Origin of the sequence: Intestinimonas sp. MSJ-38, from assembly GCF_018917925.1 — a bacterium.
Classification (GTDB): domain Bacteria; phylum Bacillota; class Clostridia; order Oscillospirales; family Butyricicoccaceae; genus Pseudobutyricicoccus.
The window spans coordinates 91,816-106,585 of record NZ_JAHLPO010000010.1 but is presented as its reverse complement, the minus strand read 5'-3'; the positions used below and the strand labels follow the sequence as shown (position 1 = coordinate 106,585).

20 protein-coding genes, 1 tRNA gene and 1 pseudogene are annotated in these 14,770 nt (G+C 50.5%); 6 read left to right on the top strand and 16 right to left on the bottom strand.

Annotated elements, in window-relative coordinates:
* The 11 genes from KQI26_RS08240 to KQI26_RS08190 form a co-directional block, all read right to left on the bottom strand.
* Positions 1 to 632: relaxase/mobilization nuclease domain-containing protein (locus KQI26_RS08240; RefSeq protein WP_216504039.1), on the bottom strand; the 632-nt coding region annotated here is incomplete at its 3' end.
* A 27-nt stretch (positions 633 to 659) separates the two neighbouring features.
* Positions 660 to 965, bottom strand: a complete 306-nt coding sequence (gene mobC, locus KQI26_RS08235; RefSeq protein ID WP_216504038.1) for a plasmid mobilization relaxosome protein MobC — start codon at positions 963 to 965, stop codon at positions 660 to 662.
* A gap of 159 nt (positions 966 to 1,124) precedes the next feature.
* Complete coding sequence (locus tag KQI26_RS08230) at positions 1,125 to 1,922, bottom strand: hypothetical protein (RefSeq protein ID WP_216504037.1); 798 nt, start codon at positions 1,920 to 1,922, stop codon at positions 1,125 to 1,127.
* Between the two features lie 2 nt (positions 1,923 to 1,924).
* A complete protein-coding gene (locus KQI26_RS08225) occupies positions 1,925 to 2,275 on the bottom strand; it encodes a single-stranded DNA-binding protein (RefSeq protein ID WP_216504036.1) in 351 nt (116 codons plus the stop codon).
* Positions 2,265 to 3,107: a 3'-5' exonuclease gene (locus KQI26_RS08220; RefSeq protein ID WP_216504035.1), complete on the bottom strand. Its 843-nt coding sequence runs from the start codon at positions 3,105 to 3,107 to the stop codon at positions 2,265 to 2,267. The genes KQI26_RS08225 and KQI26_RS08220 overlap by 11 nt, the downstream gene beginning before the upstream one ends.
* Positions 3,104 to 4,087 (bottom strand): DUF3991 and toprim domain-containing protein, encoded by a 984-nt coding sequence (locus tag KQI26_RS08215; RefSeq protein WP_216504034.1) that lies wholly within the window; start codon positions 4,085 to 4,087, stop codon positions 3,104 to 3,106. The genes KQI26_RS08220 and KQI26_RS08215 overlap by 4 nt, the downstream gene beginning before the upstream one ends.
* A gap of 163 nt (positions 4,088 to 4,250) precedes the next feature.
* Positions 4,251 to 5,258, bottom strand: coding sequence for a ParB/RepB/Spo0J family partition protein (locus KQI26_RS08210; protein WP_216504033.1), 1,008 nt, complete (start codon positions 5,256 to 5,258; stop codon positions 4,251 to 4,253).
* Complete coding sequence (locus tag KQI26_RS08205; protein WP_216504032.1) at positions 5,251 to 6,021, bottom strand: ParA family protein; 771 nt, start codon at positions 6,019 to 6,021, stop codon at positions 5,251 to 5,253. The genes KQI26_RS08210 and KQI26_RS08205 overlap by 8 nt, the downstream gene beginning before the upstream one ends.
* 224 nt (positions 6,022 to 6,245) lie before the next feature.
* Positions 6,246 to 6,626, bottom strand: a complete 381-nt coding sequence (locus KQI26_RS08200; protein ID WP_253292743.1) for a replication initiator protein A — start codon at positions 6,624 to 6,626, stop codon at positions 6,246 to 6,248.
* Between the two features lie 464 nt (positions 6,627 to 7,090).
* A complete protein-coding gene (locus KQI26_RS08195; protein ID WP_216504031.1) occupies positions 7,091 to 7,312 on the bottom strand; it encodes a hypothetical protein in 222 nt (73 codons plus the stop codon).
* Between the two features lie 95 nt (positions 7,313 to 7,407).
* Complete coding sequence (locus tag KQI26_RS08190) at positions 7,408 to 7,620, bottom strand: helix-turn-helix transcriptional regulator (protein ID WP_253292742.1); 213 nt, start codon at positions 7,618 to 7,620, stop codon at positions 7,408 to 7,410.
* A 155-nt stretch (positions 7,621 to 7,775) separates the two neighbouring features.
* On the opposite strand from KQI26_RS08190, the gene KQI26_RS08185 reads away from it, so the two are divergent.
* The 4 genes and pseudogenes from KQI26_RS08185 to KQI26_RS08175 all read left to right on the top strand — a co-directional run bounded on the left by KQI26_RS08185 (position 7,776) and on the right by KQI26_RS08175 (position 9,837).
* Positions 7,776 to 8,132 (top strand): helix-turn-helix domain-containing protein, encoded by a 357-nt coding sequence (locus KQI26_RS08185; protein ID WP_216504029.1) that lies wholly within the window; start codon positions 7,776 to 7,778, stop codon positions 8,130 to 8,132.
* Complete coding sequence (locus tag KQI26_RS08180) at positions 8,129 to 8,548, top strand: ImmA/IrrE family metallo-endopeptidase (RefSeq protein WP_216504028.1); 420 nt, start codon at positions 8,129 to 8,131, stop codon at positions 8,546 to 8,548. The genes KQI26_RS08185 and KQI26_RS08180 overlap by 4 nt, the downstream gene beginning before the upstream one ends.
* Before the next feature lie 158 nt (positions 8,549 to 8,706).
* Positions 8,707 to 8,766: pseudogene (locus KQI26_RS15755) on the top strand (zinc-ribbon domain-containing protein); the annotation flags it as partial.
* Between the two features lie 93 nt (positions 8,767 to 8,859).
* A complete protein-coding gene (locus tag KQI26_RS08175) occupies positions 8,860 to 9,837 on the top strand; it encodes a tyrosine-type recombinase/integrase (protein WP_216504027.1) in 978 nt (325 codons plus the stop codon).
* A gap of 116 nt (positions 9,838 to 9,953) precedes the next feature.
* Here KQI26_RS08175 and KQI26_RS08170 read toward each other — a convergent pair.
* A tRNA-Pro gene (locus KQI26_RS08170) sits at positions 9,954 to 10,030 on the bottom strand.
* Between the two features lie 74 nt (positions 10,031 to 10,104).
* The gene (locus KQI26_RS08165; RefSeq protein ID WP_216504026.1) at positions 10,105 to 10,404 is read right to left on the bottom strand and encodes a helix-turn-helix domain-containing protein; all 300 of its coding nucleotides are present in this window, start codon (positions 10,402 to 10,404) and stop codon (positions 10,105 to 10,107) included.
* Between the two features lie 187 nt (positions 10,405 to 10,591).
* Here KQI26_RS08165 and KQI26_RS08160 point away from each other — a divergent pair, with 187 nt between their 5' ends.
* Complete coding sequence (locus KQI26_RS08160; protein ID WP_216504025.1) at positions 10,592 to 11,269, top strand: DUF421 domain-containing protein; 678 nt, start codon at positions 10,592 to 10,594, stop codon at positions 11,267 to 11,269.
* Between the two features lie 2 nt (positions 11,270 to 11,271).
* Positions 11,272 to 11,631, top strand: a complete 360-nt coding sequence (locus KQI26_RS08155) for a DUF4363 family protein (protein WP_216504024.1) — start codon at positions 11,272 to 11,274, stop codon at positions 11,629 to 11,631.
* Between the two features lie 57 nt (positions 11,632 to 11,688).
* Here KQI26_RS08155 and nrdR read toward each other — a convergent pair whose 3' ends face one another.
* The 3 genes from nrdR to secD form a co-directional block, all read right to left on the bottom strand.
* A complete protein-coding gene (gene nrdR / locus KQI26_RS08150) occupies positions 11,689 to 12,150 on the bottom strand; it encodes a transcriptional regulator NrdR (RefSeq protein WP_216504023.1) in 462 nt (153 codons plus the stop codon).
* A 264-nt stretch (positions 12,151 to 12,414) separates the two neighbouring features.
* Positions 12,415 to 13,314, bottom strand: coding sequence for a protein translocase subunit SecF (secF, locus tag KQI26_RS08145; protein ID WP_216504022.1), 900 nt, complete (start codon positions 13,312 to 13,314; stop codon positions 12,415 to 12,417).
* A complete protein-coding gene (secD, locus tag KQI26_RS08140) occupies positions 13,314 to 14,624 on the bottom strand; it encodes a protein translocase subunit SecD (RefSeq protein WP_216504021.1) in 1,311 nt (436 codons plus the stop codon). The genes secF and secD overlap by 1 nt, the downstream gene beginning before the upstream one ends.
* Between the last annotated feature and the right edge of the window lie 146 nt (positions 14,625 to 14,770).

The following is a 14,770-nucleotide window of genomic DNA, read 5'->3' as shown; positions in this document are numbered from 1 at the left end:
CAGAAATCTTCCATGGTATAGGAATATCGGATCGCAGCGTCGATATCCTCCCGGATGGCACTGCGTAATGTGCCGGTTCCCTTTTGCTCGGCTTCCCACTCAGGATACTGTTTGCCTTTTGCCTTGGGCTTGATGACCGCTAAGCCATGTTCCTGGCACAACCGATCGGATTCTGCCCGCAGCATTTGAAAATAGCTTTTCTGGTTGGAGTGATACTTTTTCCCATCCACAAAAGACACAGAATTGATAACGATGTGATTATGATAATGATGCTTGTTCAGGTGGGTGGCCACCACTGCCTCATACCGATCCCCAAAGAGCTTTTGAGCAAATTCCATTCCGATGGTATGAGCCTGTTCTGGCGTTACCTCTCCCGGTTTGAAGGATTGGATGATGTGGTATCCCTGCACGCCATCTTCCTTTCCCCATTTCCTTTTTGTGGATACCATTACTTCATAAGCATTATCCACATTTTTGCAGTTGATACAACTTTCATACAACCGCATCTCGGTCTTTTCTGGATCGGCTGCATAATCCACCAGCTTGTCCAAACAGGTCTTTTCTTCGTTGGCCGCATAAGCCACTGTCTTATCCAGCCGTTGCCGGATGGCAAAGATCTTTGTATATCCCACAGCATCCCTCCTTCCAGTTGATTTTTCCTAAAGTTCTTTGATAGCCTGCCACAATTCATCCTGCATTTTTTGGATCGCTTCGATATCTTCCGATCGAATGAATTTGGAACTGTTGGCCACCTTGGCGATCTGGTTGATGTTGTTGCCCACGGCGGATATTTGCCGTAATAATTCGGCAAGATTTTCTGGTGGGCGAGGGCGAATCTCCTGTCCCCGAATCGCCGCTCGAAGCAATCCGGAAATCGTCATTCCAGACAATGACGCCTGTTTTTTTAAGTGCTCATATTCCTTCGGCGTCATCCAAAAAAGCACGGCCTTCTCCCGTTTCCGCATGGTTCGTTACTCTCCTTTCCGCCCTGCGGCGATTGGGGGTATTAGGGGGTATCCCCTTAACAAGCCGCATTTGTGTATATACAAATGCTATGCTTGCAAAGACACCGCAACACGCTGCGGTGTCTTTCGCCCTCCGGGCGTTTCCCCAATCTTTCTTCCTTATTCCTCCGTGATTTCTTCCTTTCTCCGGGGTTCTGAAAGGTTGCTTCGCTGATTGGAATCAACTCCGTCCGAAAAGAAAAATCCTTCATCTGCTTCCCACCTGGGCTCATCGTCAAAGGCAATGATCTTCTTCCCATAGTCGGCCAGACTATCCATATCCAGCCCGTTGTAAAACCACCCATGCCGGAAGATTCTCCACTCTCCTTTCCGAGCTTTCCCGTCCGGATCAAGCCAGGCCATAAAGACCAAAGAGGGCTTTCTTAAAAAGGTCATTTCTTCCAGTTTCTCTCTGCTGATAGGGCGTTGGGAAAATGATCTTTTTCCGCTTTCCAAATATCCATTTCCACCCATTTCCCCCAGAAGTTGATCTTGCGATTTTTGCCATTGGTAGACTCGCTCAATTTCTCGATCCAGGTCTAATTTTTGGCCACCGCATTCCAGAAAATCAGAAATGTAATACCGCCACTCCTCTTCCAGTTCTTCCCTCCATTCTTCATCTTCGATCTCCGTTTGAAGTTCTCTCCAAACAGCCAAAAACCGATCAGCAGATATTCCATTTTCTGTTAGATACTTCAACAGCGAATCTGACCAATACAAAGTACTCCGCTCTATCCAATCTTCTGCCTTCATCCGCTCATCGCTTCCGTTGCTATACGGCCCATGGGTCAGATCATTGATGAAGGATTCGATCAGCTCACCAGCCGTCATGCTTTTTTGTCCGGCCAGCTCTCCCAGCCGTTGAATGGATTCCTGATCCAAGCGAAGGGTTAGTTGCCCTGCTATTCTCCGATCCATCTCTATTCACCTTCTTCTATCGGGAGAGAATCTTCCAACCCCTTTTTCCGATCGGCAAAGTATACCTCATTGGCGACTACTTCCACCGATTTACGCTTGTTGCCCTGCTTATCCTCCCAGGTACGGGTCTGGATTCTGCCGCAAACGGCCATTTGCATTCCTTTACAAAACCACTTGCACACGAGCTCTGCGGTGTTCCTCCAGGCCACAATGTCAATAAAATCAGCTTGCTGATCCTGTCCAAATGTGCGATTTACGGCCAAGGTGAAGGATGTAACCGGAGTGTTTTCCGGCGTATGTTTCAACTCGGGATCGGCAGTAAGCCGCCCCATCAGAATCGCTTTATTCAGCATTTTCTTCCCCTCTTTCCATGATTTTTTCATAGCAATACAGCGTGGCCATAACATCACCCAGGCTGTTGTGGTACTCCACCGTGGGGATATAGCCAAAGTAGTCGGCACAGGTAGACAGCTTTTGAAACTTGTAAGTCTCATTTTTGCTGTCCCACTGCCCAAAGATAGGGGCAAACACCAGCATCACATCATAGATTCTTGAGACCGGCGGCTCTCTTTTCAGAGCTGGCCACAGAAAATCCAGATCAAAGCTGGTATTGTAGCCAATCACCAGCTCAGCCGCCCGGAAGATGCCCCTAAGCCGAGGGGCCACCTCATGCAGATAAGGAGCATCCTGCACCATCTCCGGAGTAATGTGGTTGATCCTTTGGGCATCGGGCCATTGAGTTTTCAAATAGGGCCGAATATAGCTATTGAACAGAAGATTGCCATCCAGATCCACAATGGACACTTGCAAAATTTCATCGTTCTCACAATCCAGTCCTGTTGTTTCCGTATCGATCACGATCCCTTTCAACGGAGGACAAACGCTCCATTGCCCTCGGACAGATTCCCAGCCCTTTTCCATTTGCTTTTCCATCTGTTTCTTCTGACGCCAGCGCTGCTGCTGTTCCCTTCTACGCCTTTTCTCCGGCGCAAAAAATTCCTGAAGAGCTTCTTCCGATGCCTTTTCCACATCATCCGGCCCATAATACCTACTCTTTCCCTGATGAAAATTGTTTGTCCAGAGAAGAATACCTTCGGCATCCTGGATAGGCAAATAGCCCAATTTTGCCCATTGCCGCACCGTTTTCAGCTTTTCATAGGCTATCAAATCCGTTCTACTTCTCATCGTTCCATACCCTTTCCTGGCTGTCCGCGGGTCTTCACCTTACCACGCAGCCCCTTTATTTTTTGCAGCAGCTCATTGTAATCCTTCCCATCTCTGGGCGGATTGTCTACTACTTCATACCGTCTCTCATACCGCTCTTCCAGCTGATGGCGGATCTCCTGAGCAGCAGCCCGGCCTGGTCCGTCGTTATCAAGGCACAGTATGATTTTTCTGATTTGGTCGTTGGTTTTCAGATAGTGCTCCAAAGCCACGGGGAATTTTGTCATCTTTTCCTTTTCTCCCACATGGATTCCACCCAGTGATAAAGTGCTGGCCTGACGCCAATCTTTTTCCTCGCCTTTGATAAGGGTGAGATACGAGAGCGCGTCGATGGCACTTTCAAAGACGCACACTGTACTGCGTTCTTGCCCCTGTCGGGGCACTATGAATCCAAACCGCTTATCACTTCCTGGAGCTTCCCCTACAAAGGCGCTGCTGGTGAGTGTGCCACGGAGCATGGCATATTTGGGCGTTTTACCATCAAACCCTACAAATACGCAGTTATGGTGTTTGGCATCCTCATACAACTGCCCGGCCTTGATGCAGTGGTTGATAATTTCTGGGTCAATTCCCCGGCTGCCGCTGAGATAAGCAAAGACACGCCGGTTATTGGCGTGTCTTGGGGGAAGCTGTATCAACTTGATAGCTTCTTCTTTTTGCTTTGCAATCTTTTCATGGACAGAGGGCCTGGGCGCTCCGGCCAGGATCTCCACCGCCTGGCGAAGCTCCACCCCCTTAACCTTTGTCAGATAATCCAGAGCGCTGCGCCCTCCGATCCCTTGGCTCCACCAGTACCATTTGCCATTGGAGATCTTCAAACTGTCATGGGTGCGGGTGCAGTATGTATTGCCACTGAAATGCACCAGCTCATCTGGCTCATACCGGCGCAAATAAGTCAGCAGATCCATCTCCCGTGCTTTTGCAACTTCGTCCTTCGTCATTGCGCTCCCCCTTTCTTTTCTGGCATAGAAAAAGCCTGTCTCCAAAAGGGAAACAGGCTTATTTTTTATCGCTCTTGTTCTTTTTTCGGCTTCAGCTGGATATGAAACAGGCGGCGATAATCACGCTGGGCTTCCACGAAAACAGCCAGGTTTCATTCTTTTCTTATTCCTGCCTCGCTTTCCAATCTTTCAGCAGATGCAGAATCACATCCTCCATCTGCTTAGGGGTATAATCTTGCGGAAAATACTCTCCCAGGCTGGTTTCTTTGAGAACCACTTTCTTCTCCTTGGCCTTTTTGGCCATGATCTGCCGGAGCACAGCTTCTGTAAGCTCCCCGGCTTCACTCAGCCGTTTCAGCTGCTGCGCCTGATCCACACTGGGGGACACCTGCTCTTGTGCCATCACCATCTCCAGCATCACTTGTTCCTTCTCGGTAAGTTTGTGCAAATAATCCGCCGCTGGAATAAATCCCAGCTTCTTTTCATCCACACGATCCAGCAGCGCCGGGATCAGATGTGTCAGGCGAATATAGCGTTGGACGGTGCTCACATTTTCCTGCACCTGCTCCGCCAAAAGTTCCACGGACAGCTTACCCATCAAATTCTCTTCAATTTGAAGAGAATTTTCTGACGAGCCGTTTCTGAAATTCTCTTCAATTTGAAGAGAATTTTCTGACGAGCCGTTTCTGAAATTCTCTTCATTTTGAAGAGAATTTTTAGAAGGTCTTCCAGCAGTACGCCGCATGCCATCCATCCAAAGGGCGTAGGCTCTGGCCCGCTCGCTGGGAAGAAGATCTTCTCGGGTGATGTTGTAATCGCTGATAAGCACATCTGCCGTGGCATCGTCATACTCTCGCACAATTACCGGGCGATCCGGAAGTCCCAGCTTCCTCGCACAGTAATCCCGCCGGTGTCCGGCTATGATCTCGTATCCTCCCTCTGTGCGAGGACGAACGATCATCGGCTCTGCAATACCCACCCTCTGGATGCTGTCCATCAGCTGCACCAGATCAGCGGTCGCCCGATCCACCTGATAAGGCTCCCGGGGATAGGGGTGTACCTGATCCGCCGGAACGATCTGCACCTTCTCCAGCTTGTCTGTCTGGCGCTCCTCATCCGTCTTGAAAAGGTCTTCCACGCTGGTCAGCCGAATATTCGGCATTTTACTCATGGAGCAGCACCTCCCTGGCCAACTGCTGATAGGCTGCCGCCGCCTTGCTTTGCGGATCATATCGATAGATGCTCTGGCTGGATGCGCTCATTTCTGCCAGCCGGGTAGCAAACGGGATCTCCGTGGTCAACACCAGATTTTTGTATGTATCCCGCAGCACTCCGCTCATGTCCTTGCACAACCGGGTGCGCCGATCCACCATGGTCACCAGGATTCCCAGCACATCCAGGCCAGGATTGAGCTGGCGCTTTACCCGGAACACACTGCGCAGCAGCTGTTCCAACCCTTTGGCCGGAAGGTACTGTGCCTGTACCGGGATAATCACACGATCTGCTGCGGCCAATGCGTTGATTGTCATCATCCCCAAGGAGGGCATACAGTCGATCAAGATGTAATCATAGGCATCAGCCAATGTCTCCAAATAACGCCGCAGCAAGGTCTCCCGGCTCAGCTGATTCATCATCGACACTTCCGCCGCCGACAGGTCAATGTTGGCAGGCATCAGTTCCACTCCTTCTTCGTGGAGCAGCACTCCCTCCTTGAAGGCGATGGGTGTGTCGGTCATCACCTTTTCCAGCATGGTGGACAAGGTGGTCTCCAGCTCGTCCGGCTGCCAGCCCAGCATCTGGGTCAAATTTCCCTGGGCGTCGGCATCCACCAGCAGCACCTTCTTGCCCTCTCTTACCAGCCCGATTCCCAGGTTGGCCGCCGTGGTGCTTTTGCCAACTCCACCTTTCTGATTTGCCAATGCGATGATCTTCATCTCTCTTTTCCTCCTTGCCGAAAAGAAGAAGGGGGCCCGCCTTTGGGGGCGGCCCCACTCTCCTTTACTTAGTCTCTTTTAATTTACCTGTTAGTATATTTCTTTTTCGGGTAGTATATATATTATATTTTAATAATATACTCAGTCTTATTCTATCAGTCTTATTAGGGTTCGATTTTCGGACTTCTAGAGGTCTGAAATTCCGACCTCTGGGTTATCTAATTTTAAGAACTAGATTGCTTTTCGTAGAACCGCTTCACATAAATTCGAATAGGTTTCCCTTGCCCTTGCCGTTTTCGTTCAATCAGGCCAACTCCGGTCTTCTCATCCAGTTTGGCAAAAAGTTTTAGTGCTTTTTCTTTTCGGCATCCCAGCATTTTCATAGCATCTTCTACGGTAAAGTACACATACACTCTGTTTTCTTCATCGACCCATCCATTTTCTAATGAGAGCTGCATACGATCAAGCAGCAAGCCATACAGCACTTTGCTCTCAGCATCTAAGTCTTGAAAACGGCTGCTGGAAAAAAGAAGCTTTGGAATACGATAAAAGGTGTACTGTATCGCTTCCTGCCCGTAGTAATACGGAAAATCCATAGGATTCATAAGTTTTCCCTCCTTTCAATGTGTTTTTTTACAGCGGGATGGATGGCCGGTGGCACGGCTCCACGGGTCTCTCCCCCTCCGGCATCCGCCGGAGCCTTGCCCATGGCCTGTGACGGCTGTTAGCGCGCTCGGACTATGGCTGCAAGGGAGTATCATTGTCCTGGCTGGAGGTCATGGCCGATCAGGTGCCGCCCTGATCCTGCGGCCTGGTGGTGCTCGCTCCTCCTTCTTTTTTCGGAAGGTCTCCTGGCGCACCAGCCGCCGGGCTTGTCCCAGACAGAATGTATCCATCCCGCTTTATTCAATTCTCAAGGTGCTTGGCATATCAGCCAGCAAAACCTCCTACATGAGGGGGCTTTGCTCGGTGATATCGGGTGGCCAAGTGCCCCAATTTCCTGTATTTTGGGCGCACTTGACCAAGCGACCCGTCCCCGGCCCGCTTTTGAACTAAAATAGGTGTCTATTTACCTGGATCTATTTGGCTCCGCTTTTCCTTCCATCCAGCGGATAAATGCTCTGCGAGGGATTCTCGTGCGAGTACCTTGCACATTTACCGGGAAGCCCAAAGCGGCAGGATTCTGTCTGGCTTGCAGGCGTATGTAATGAGGATCGCAGCCAATCACCTGAGCCACAATTGCAGGAGAGAGACACTCTTTCTCCATAACTTTAATATCATTGAGCGTCATGCTTCACACTCCTTCCTTTCTGTCCTGTTTATTGGGCTATCGTTGATGTAGAGTTATATTTAGGCTAATCCGATATAGTCCTATAGCCGATTTTCTTAGTTTTTCCACTGTTCTTCATATGTCACAATGCTCAAAACAGAAATTTCGAAAATAGTTGCCAATCCAGATGCAATCATCATATCCATTTTCTTTTGCCGATCTCCATTTTCGATAGCACAATAATAACTTTCCGAAATGCCAAGTTTCTCCCCCATATCCTTCATGGTGAGCCCTTTCTCATTTCTCAACTTTCGAAGCCACTCTCGCATTATCTCACCTCCCAAACTTGTCATTTTGTGAAGTACAAGAGGATAATATCACCATTTTCACGATTTGTCAAGTTATTCTTCACGATTTGAAAAGTTCTATTTACTTTTCAAATCGTAAAGTTTAAAATGATCACAAACAAAATGGAGGGAAAGTCATGGGAAATCGTCTACGCGAATTAAGGAAGTCTCGCCATTTGACAATGAAACAACTTGGTGCCGAATTTGGAATAGCTGAAAGCACCATTTCTCAATACGAAACTGGGAAACGGCAACCCGACAATGAAACGCTTCTTCGCTTTGGAGAATTTTTTGATGTAAGCGTGGATTATATTCTGGGAAGAGACGACAAAACGCCCGCCCCAATGGGCGAGCGTTCTGTCAACGATGATGATATTAAATTTGCCCTTTTCGGTGGTGATGGGGAAATCACTGATGCTATGTTTGATGAGGTAAAACGCTTTGCTAAAATGGTAAAACTGCGAGAGGAGGCGGAAAAGGAGAAAAAGCAATGAATACCACCGAGCTTTTTGATGTTGCGCAAAATTCCAATATCCCGGTCATTCTTCTTGACATTCCGGAAAATGGATCTATGTGTATTCAGAGCGATAGAAAATATTATATCGGAATGGACTATGGTGTTCTTGAAAGCGAAGCTGATAAACGGGTGCATCTAGCCCATGAACTAGGCCATTGTGCCACTGGAAGTTTTTATAATCGCTGGGTCGCTCAGGATATTCGACAACGCCATGAAAATCGAGCAGATAAATGGGCCATCAGTAGACTTATTCCCAGAAATGAATTTGATCGAGCACTTTCCATTGGTCTTACCTCACCGTGGGAACTAGCAGAACATTTTGGAGTAACGGAAACATTTGCAATGAAGGCAATGTGTTTGTATTTACATGGAAATTTAAATATATCGCTATAAATGAAAACAAATAGATTGTGTAAAACATCTAGGCTAAATTATAAAAAAGCAAATAAAAATCCCCGCCCAGTGTCGGAAGCACTGAACGGGGAGCAGGGGCAGAATCCTTGAGCGAGGTCTCTGCCCCTTTATTCTAAACGAATAGGGGGAAAGTGTCAATGAAATGTCGAAAATGCCACGCAGAAATACCGGACGAATCGAATTTTTGTCTGGTGTGTGGAGTAAAGCAAAAAGTGACACAAAACACCAAAAGCCGAGGAAACGGCACTGGGTCAGTTTACAAACGGGGCCGCACCTGGACAGCGGTGCGTGTGCTGGGATACATGACTGATGAAAACGGAAAAATACACAAAACCACCCGTAGTAAAAGTGGCTTTAAAACCAAAAAAGAAGCCTTGGAATACCTGCCCCAGCTAACCAGCAAAGCCCGAAAAAAGATGCTTAACTGGGCAGCCATGTACGATGCCTGGAAGCCTACTCACCGGGCCGGAAAGAGCACCATGGACTGCTATGCTGCGGCAGAAAAGTATTTCCGCCCAATCTGGCCCATGGCGTTCGACCAGATCGACATTGATGATCTGCAGGAATGTATCGATGACTGTCCCAAAGGCAAGCGTACCCGAGAGAATATGAAGGCCCTGGCCGGGCTGCTCTACAAATATGCTATCCCCCGCCACATGGCATCTCTGAATCTTGGGCAATATCTGATTGTCGGCGGCGGTGAAACAGCAGACAGAGCCGCTCTGCCGGATGATGCCGTCGAAGCGATCCGTACAGCTGTAGGCTCCGTTCCTTTTGCAGATTATGTTCTTTGCCAGTGCTACCTGGGCTTCCGTCCCTCCGAGCTGCTGGCCCTGGATGCGAAAAATTACAATCGACAAGAGCGAGCTTTTGTAGGTGGTTCCAAGACGGACGCTGGCCGGGATCGGGTGGTGACGGTATCTCCACGGATACAGCCTATCGTCGATCGACTGGTTCAAGATAAAACCAGCGGCCCTGTGTTTTGCGGGCCCGATAGCAGCCCTATGTCGCTAGTACAATACCGGGATGAATTTTATCGCGTGTTGGACGCTTGCGGCGTAGAAAACCCCATGGAGGGGCCGGAAGGGGCACAACGGCACAGATATACGCCGCATTCCTGCCGCCACACTTTTGCTACCCTGATGAAAAGAGCACCGGGGGCTGACAAAGACAAGCTGGAGCTAATCGGACATACCAGCAATGAAATGCTGCGGCATTATCAAGATGTTTCCTTCGAAGATCTTCGCAAAATCACGGATGCGCTATAAAAAACGATTGCAGTCTATTGCTTACAAATTGCTTTATCGGGCATCACGAAAAAAATCTTACAACGAGAAAAAGGGCTTGAAATTTTTAGTTTCAAGCCCTTTTTCTTTCATTCACTTGGTCCGAGTGAGAGGAGTCGAACCTCCGGCCTCTTGAACCCCATTCAAGCGCGCTACCAAACTGCGCCACACCCGGGTGCAAGAAAGATACTACCACAGTGTCCCCCATTTGGCAAGTGTTTTTTTCAAATTTTTTAAAAAAATTTGATTTTAACCATTTTCTTCCTCTCCCGATTGTGTACCTGTACCCTCCAGCAGCTTTTCCACCGAAGTATGCAGGCCGCCGGCAATCTTGGCCAGAGTGGAGATGGTGGGGTTGTTTTTATCGCTTCCCCTTTCGATGTTTCCCAAATGGGCGGCGCCCATGCCCGACAGAAAGGCCAGCTTTTCCTGACTGTATCCCAACGCCTCCCGACGAGCTTTGATATTCTGCCCCAGACGCTGCTTTGTCCGTTCCAGCTCTTCTTCCTGCCGTTTCAGCACTTCGGCCAGTTCCTTGGTCTGTCCCATTCTATCCTTTCCTCTCTGTCTCTACGAAAATTGCCAGCTGTGTATCCACCATTATTATAAAATGTCCCCCGTTCCTGCGCCAGAATATCTATGACCGGTTAAAAACAACAGGCCTTTTTTCGCCTGTCACAAAGTCCGGGGAATATTTTCCCATTCCATCGGCACACTAACACAGGGTGATATCACGATGTTGGTTCCTTTTTTCCGCACCATTCTTCTTTACATCTTCATCATTGCAGCCTTTCGGCTGATGGGCAAACGGCAGGTGGCCGAAATGCAGGCCACCGAGTTTGTCATAACCATTCTGATCTCTGCCGTGGCCTCGGTGCCCATGCAGGATCTGAACATTCCTCTGCTCCATGGCCTGGTGCCCATTCTGACCCTGATCGCCGCCGAGATCTTCCTGTCGGTGCTGTCCATGCGCAGTCAGAAACTGCGGCGGCTGCTCAGCGGACGGCCGGTGCAGATCATCCGTAACGGCGTTCCGGACCAGCAGGCCCTGCGCAAAGTGCGCATGACCCTAGACGATGTGTTCGAGACCCTGCGGCTCAAAGATGTATTCGATCTGCGTTCCATCCAATTTGCTCAGGTGGAGACAAACGGCCAGGTGAGCCTGCTGCTCTTTCCAGGCGCACAGGCGGTGACTCTGGACACTTTGGGAAAATCCCCCAAACCTTCCCCACCCATGGAACTGATCGTCTCGGACGGCGTTCTCTACCGGGAAAACCTGCAGGCCATCGGCCGGGATGAGGCCTGGCTGGATTCCATCCTAAAAGCCAATCTGCTCTCCAGCCTGAAGCAGGTGTTTCTCCTGTGCGCCGATCGCAGCGGCAACATCCTTCTTTTCCGAAAGGAGGGAAAATAGCCATGACCCGCACCTATATTGCCGCATTCCTGCTGCTGATCACTCTCACCGGTGCTTTTTTCGCCCACAGATACACCAGGAGCCTCTCTTCCTCCTTGGCGGAAGAAGTACCCCTGTGGGCCGAAGAGGCCCGCAGCGGCGCTCTGGACGCCCTGGAAAGCCGATATCAGCGCCTGTCCCCTCTCCTGTCCACCTTTTATGTTCATTCCTCCATCGAGGAAATCGGCCAGGTGCTGGAGGAATGTCAGGGCTGCCTGGAAGTGGAGAAGGATCGAGAGTACCATCAAAAGGCCCGGCTGCTTCGGTATCTGCTGCTGCGCCTGCCCTCCAGTGACGACCCCACCTGGGAAAACATCCTGTGACCCATGTCAGCAAAAAGCCGCCCAAACACCATGTTGTGTCAGGCGGCTTTTTTGTTGTCATTGAGGCTTGGTATGGATCAGCTTGCTCAGCTCCTCCATAAAGGTGCCGATGTCCTTGAACTGCCGGTATACCGAAGCAAAGCGCACATAGGCCACTTCGTCCACCTGCTTCAGCTGTTCCATCACCAGTTCACCGATCTGTTCGGATTTGATCTCCCTCTCCAGGGAATTGGAGAGCTTCTGCTCGATCTCATCGCAGATTTCTTCCAAAGCGGACATGGTCACCGGCCGTTTCTCACAGGCCTTCACCAAACCGCTAAGCATTTTGCTGCGGCTGAAAGCCTGACGGGAACCGTCTTTCTTGATGACCACCAGCGGTACGCTCTCCACCGTTTCATAGGTGGTGAACCGCCGGCCGCAGGACAAACACTCCCGCCTGCGGCGGATGCAGCTGCCCTCATCGGTGGGCCGGGAATCCACCACTTTACTCTCCAAATATCCGCAATACAGGCACTTCATGCCATTTCCTCCCCCGCAGTTTTCCTTCCGGTCATTTTGGTTTGGGGCTATTGTACCACAAAGAAACCAGGGGGAGCAAGAGTTTCCCGGCGGCCGCCTGGCGCCGGGGTATCTTTTCTCCTTTTTCATTGTCCCACAGTTTTTCGACAAATTAAACCCCTTTTTCGTCGCAACTTTCGACATCATTCGACAAAATATGAAATTTCTGGAATATGCAACCATAAAGATCCCCGTCTTGTGAAAAGACGGGGATCTGAAACAGGCTTATTTCGCTTTTTTCTGATGCTTCTTCAGCAGGGCCCACAGAGGAGCGGCCACGAAGATGGAAGAATAAGCGCCGCTGACAATGCCAACGGTGATGGGAATGGCGAAATTCACCAGAGAGGAAACACCGGTAAAGATGATGAGCACGATGGTAAACAGCGTGGTCAGTGTGGTGTTGATATTCCGGGTAAAGCTCTGGCGCACACTCTTGTCCACAATGGCGTCATAGCTTTCCCGACGGGACAGCTTCTGATTTTCGCGAATGCGGTCAAAGGTGATGATACTGGCGTTGATGGAATAGCCGAAGATGGTAAGGGCTGCGGCGATGAAGTTCATATTCACCGGCAGCTGGAAGATCACATAGGCGCTGATCATCACCAGCACATCGTGAATCAGGCAGATCACAGCGGCAAAACCGGACTTGAAGTCAAAACGGATGGTGATATACAGCAGCATCAGCAGAGCAGCCACCAGAGAGGACTTGACGGCCGCGGCCTGCATATCCTTGCCCACGGCCGGGCTGACATTCTGCACATCCTGCCGGGCATCGTCCTCCAGAGAGAAGGTGGTCTTCATGGCCTCATGGAGCTTTTCCCGATCCTCGGAAGAAAGGTTCTTGGTTTTGATGAGCACCTGGGTGCCGTCGCCAGTGGGCACGGCGGAAACCGTCTTGCCCGCCACATCGGCCACAGAGTCCTCCACCTTGTCGATCACATCGGGAGTAACCGCTTCGTTCAGCTGATAGGTGAAGGATGTACCGCCGGCAAAATCGATATCCAGATTAAACAGATTGACGCCAAAGGGAGCCGCCAGCAAAGCCACAAGACCTGCGGCAACGAGCAGCACCGAAAGGATGGCGCAATATTTGAAGTTTTTTGTAGCACTGAATGTCTTCAGCATTACGCATCCCTCCCTTCACGAGCACCGTACAGCCGGATGTTGGTCACTTTCATACCTACCAGGCTGTTGAGCAGCATCCGTGTCACAGTCAGAGCAGTGAACATGGACAGGATAATGCCCAGGCCCAGGGTGATGGCAAAGCCCACGATGGTGCCCTTGCCGAAGAAATAGAGCACGGCCGCAGCGATAAAGGTGGTGATATTACTGTCCAAAATGGCGGAGAACGCCCGATGGAAACCGGAATCGATGGCCGAACGGATGGTCTTGCCCGCCCGCAGTTCTTCCTTGATTCTTTCAAAGATAACCACATTGGCGTCCACGGCCATGCCGATGGACAGGATGATACCGGCGATGCCGGGCAGAGACAGGTTGACCTTGAAGATCACCAGCGCCAGTCCCTCCAGCACGCAGTAGAACAGCAGAGCCACACAGGAGACGACGCCGGGCAGACGATACACCGCGATCATGAAGATCATCACAAGCAGCACGCCGATGACGCCGGCCTTGATGCTGCTGGTCAGAGCAGTCATACCCAGCTGAGCGCCCACGCTGCGCATCTCCACCTGCTCCAGGCCAAAGGGCAGCTGGCCCAGGGCGATGTTATTGGCCAGGAGGCCTGCTTCCTCTGCGGTGAAGCCGCCGGTGATCATCACTTCCTTGCTGGTGATGCCGGTTTCTGCATACTGGCTGCTCACAGCAGGGCTGCTGATGGTCTGGCCGTCCATGACGATATTGATGTGGTTCTTGCCTTCCGACTCAGCCGCGGCCGCTTTCTTTGTGGCCTCGGTAAAGATCTCCAGACCTTCGTCGGTGAGCTCCAGAGAGACATAATTCTGCTTGACACCGGTGCTGTCGATGGCGCCGTATTCGGCGGTGGCATCGGCCACCTGGTTGCCTTCCAGGATCACATTGCCGTCGTCATCCAGGAACTGCAGCTGAGCGGTAGAGCCCAGAGTCTGCACAGCTTCTTCGGGATCGCTGATGGAGGGGATCTCCACTGTGACCCGCCGGTCACCGGCCTGGTATACCTGAGCTTCGGTGAGGCCCTGGAAGTCCAGACGCTGACGAAGCATATCCACAACGATTTCCATGTTGCGGCTAAGCTCCTCGGCAGGCATATCCTCGTCGGCCGTGCCCTCAAAGGTGATGATGGAACCGCCCACCAGATCCAGGCCCAGCCGCACGCCGTTTTCGGTGTCGGTGATGCTGGGAATCTGTGTGAAGCCCAGATCCACCCCGTGCCATACTGTAAAGCCAAGCAGTGCTATGACTAACAGTGAGCAAACGAAAGTGAGAATGCTCTTTTTCATTGTCCTGTTGTTTCCTCCTTTATGAAAAGCGTGACGCTTTTTGAAAAGCAACGATTATTATACTCCACCCCTGGGATTCCGTCAACAAAAAGAGGATTTTTCGTAAATTTTCCCCTCTTTTCTGTACAGATTGTTCAAAGATCCCC

Bases quoted from the DNA above. Each gene is read 5' to 3' on its own strand.
- KQI26_RS08190 (WP_253292742.1), bottom strand. From the start codon at position 7,620: ATGCGAGAGTGGCTTCGAAAGTTGAGAAATGAGAAAGGGCTCACCATG.
- KQI26_RS08230 (WP_216504037.1), bottom strand. From the start codon at position 1,922: ATGGATCGGAGAATAGCAGGGCAACTAACCCTTCGCTTGGATCAGGAA.
- nrdR (WP_216504023.1), bottom strand. From the start codon at position 12,150: ATGAAGTGCCTGTATTGCGGATATTTGGAGAGTAAAGTGGTGGATTCC.
- mobC (WP_216504038.1), bottom strand. From the start codon at position 965: ATGCGGAAACGGGAGAAGGCCGTGCTTTTTTGGATGACGCCGAAGGAA.
- KQI26_RS08195 (WP_216504031.1), bottom strand. From the start codon at position 7,312: ATGACGCTCAATGATATTAAAGTTATGGAGAAAGAGTGTCTCTCTCCT.
- KQI26_RS08180 (WP_216504028.1), top strand. From the start codon at position 8,129: ATGAATACCACCGAGCTTTTTGATGTTGCGCAAAATTCCAATATCCCG.
- KQI26_RS08185 (WP_216504029.1), top strand. From the start codon at position 7,776: ATGGGAAATCGTCTACGCGAATTAAGGAAGTCTCGCCATTTGACAATG.
- secF (WP_216504022.1), bottom strand. From the start codon at position 13,314: ATGCTGAAGACATTCAGTGCTACAAAAAACTTCAAATATTGCGCCATC.
- KQI26_RS08155 (WP_216504024.1), top strand. From the start codon at position 11,272: ATGACCCGCACCTATATTGCCGCATTCCTGCTGCTGATCACTCTCACC.
- KQI26_RS08215 (WP_216504034.1), bottom strand. From the start codon at position 4,087: ATGACGAAGGACGAAGTTGCAAAAGCACGGGAGATGGATCTGCTGACT.
- KQI26_RS08210 (WP_216504033.1), bottom strand. From the start codon at position 5,258: ATGAGTAAAATGCCGAATATTCGGCTGACCAGCGTGGAAGACCTTTTC.
- KQI26_RS08220 (WP_216504035.1), bottom strand. From the start codon at position 3,107: ATGAGAAGTAGAACGGATTTGATAGCCTATGAAAAGCTGAAAACGGTG.
- KQI26_RS08165 (WP_216504026.1), bottom strand. From the start codon at position 10,404: ATGGGACAGACCAAGGAACTGGCCGAAGTGCTGAAACGGCAGGAAGAA.
- secD (WP_216504021.1), bottom strand. From the start codon at position 14,624: ATGAAAAAGAGCATTCTCACTTTCGTTTGCTCACTGTTAGTCATAGCA.
- KQI26_RS08225 (WP_216504036.1), bottom strand. From the start codon at position 2,275: ATGCTGAATAAAGCGATTCTGATGGGGCGGCTTACTGCCGATCCCGAG.
- KQI26_RS08200 (WP_253292743.1), bottom strand. From the start codon at position 6,626: ATGAATCCTATGGATTTTCCGTATTACTACGGGCAGGAAGCGATACAG.
- KQI26_RS08160 (WP_216504025.1), top strand. From the start codon at position 10,592: ATGTTGGTTCCTTTTTTCCGCACCATTCTTCTTTACATCTTCATCATT.
- KQI26_RS08205 (WP_216504032.1), bottom strand. From the start codon at position 6,021: ATGAAGATCATCGCATTGGCAAATCAGAAAGGTGGAGTTGGCAAAAGC.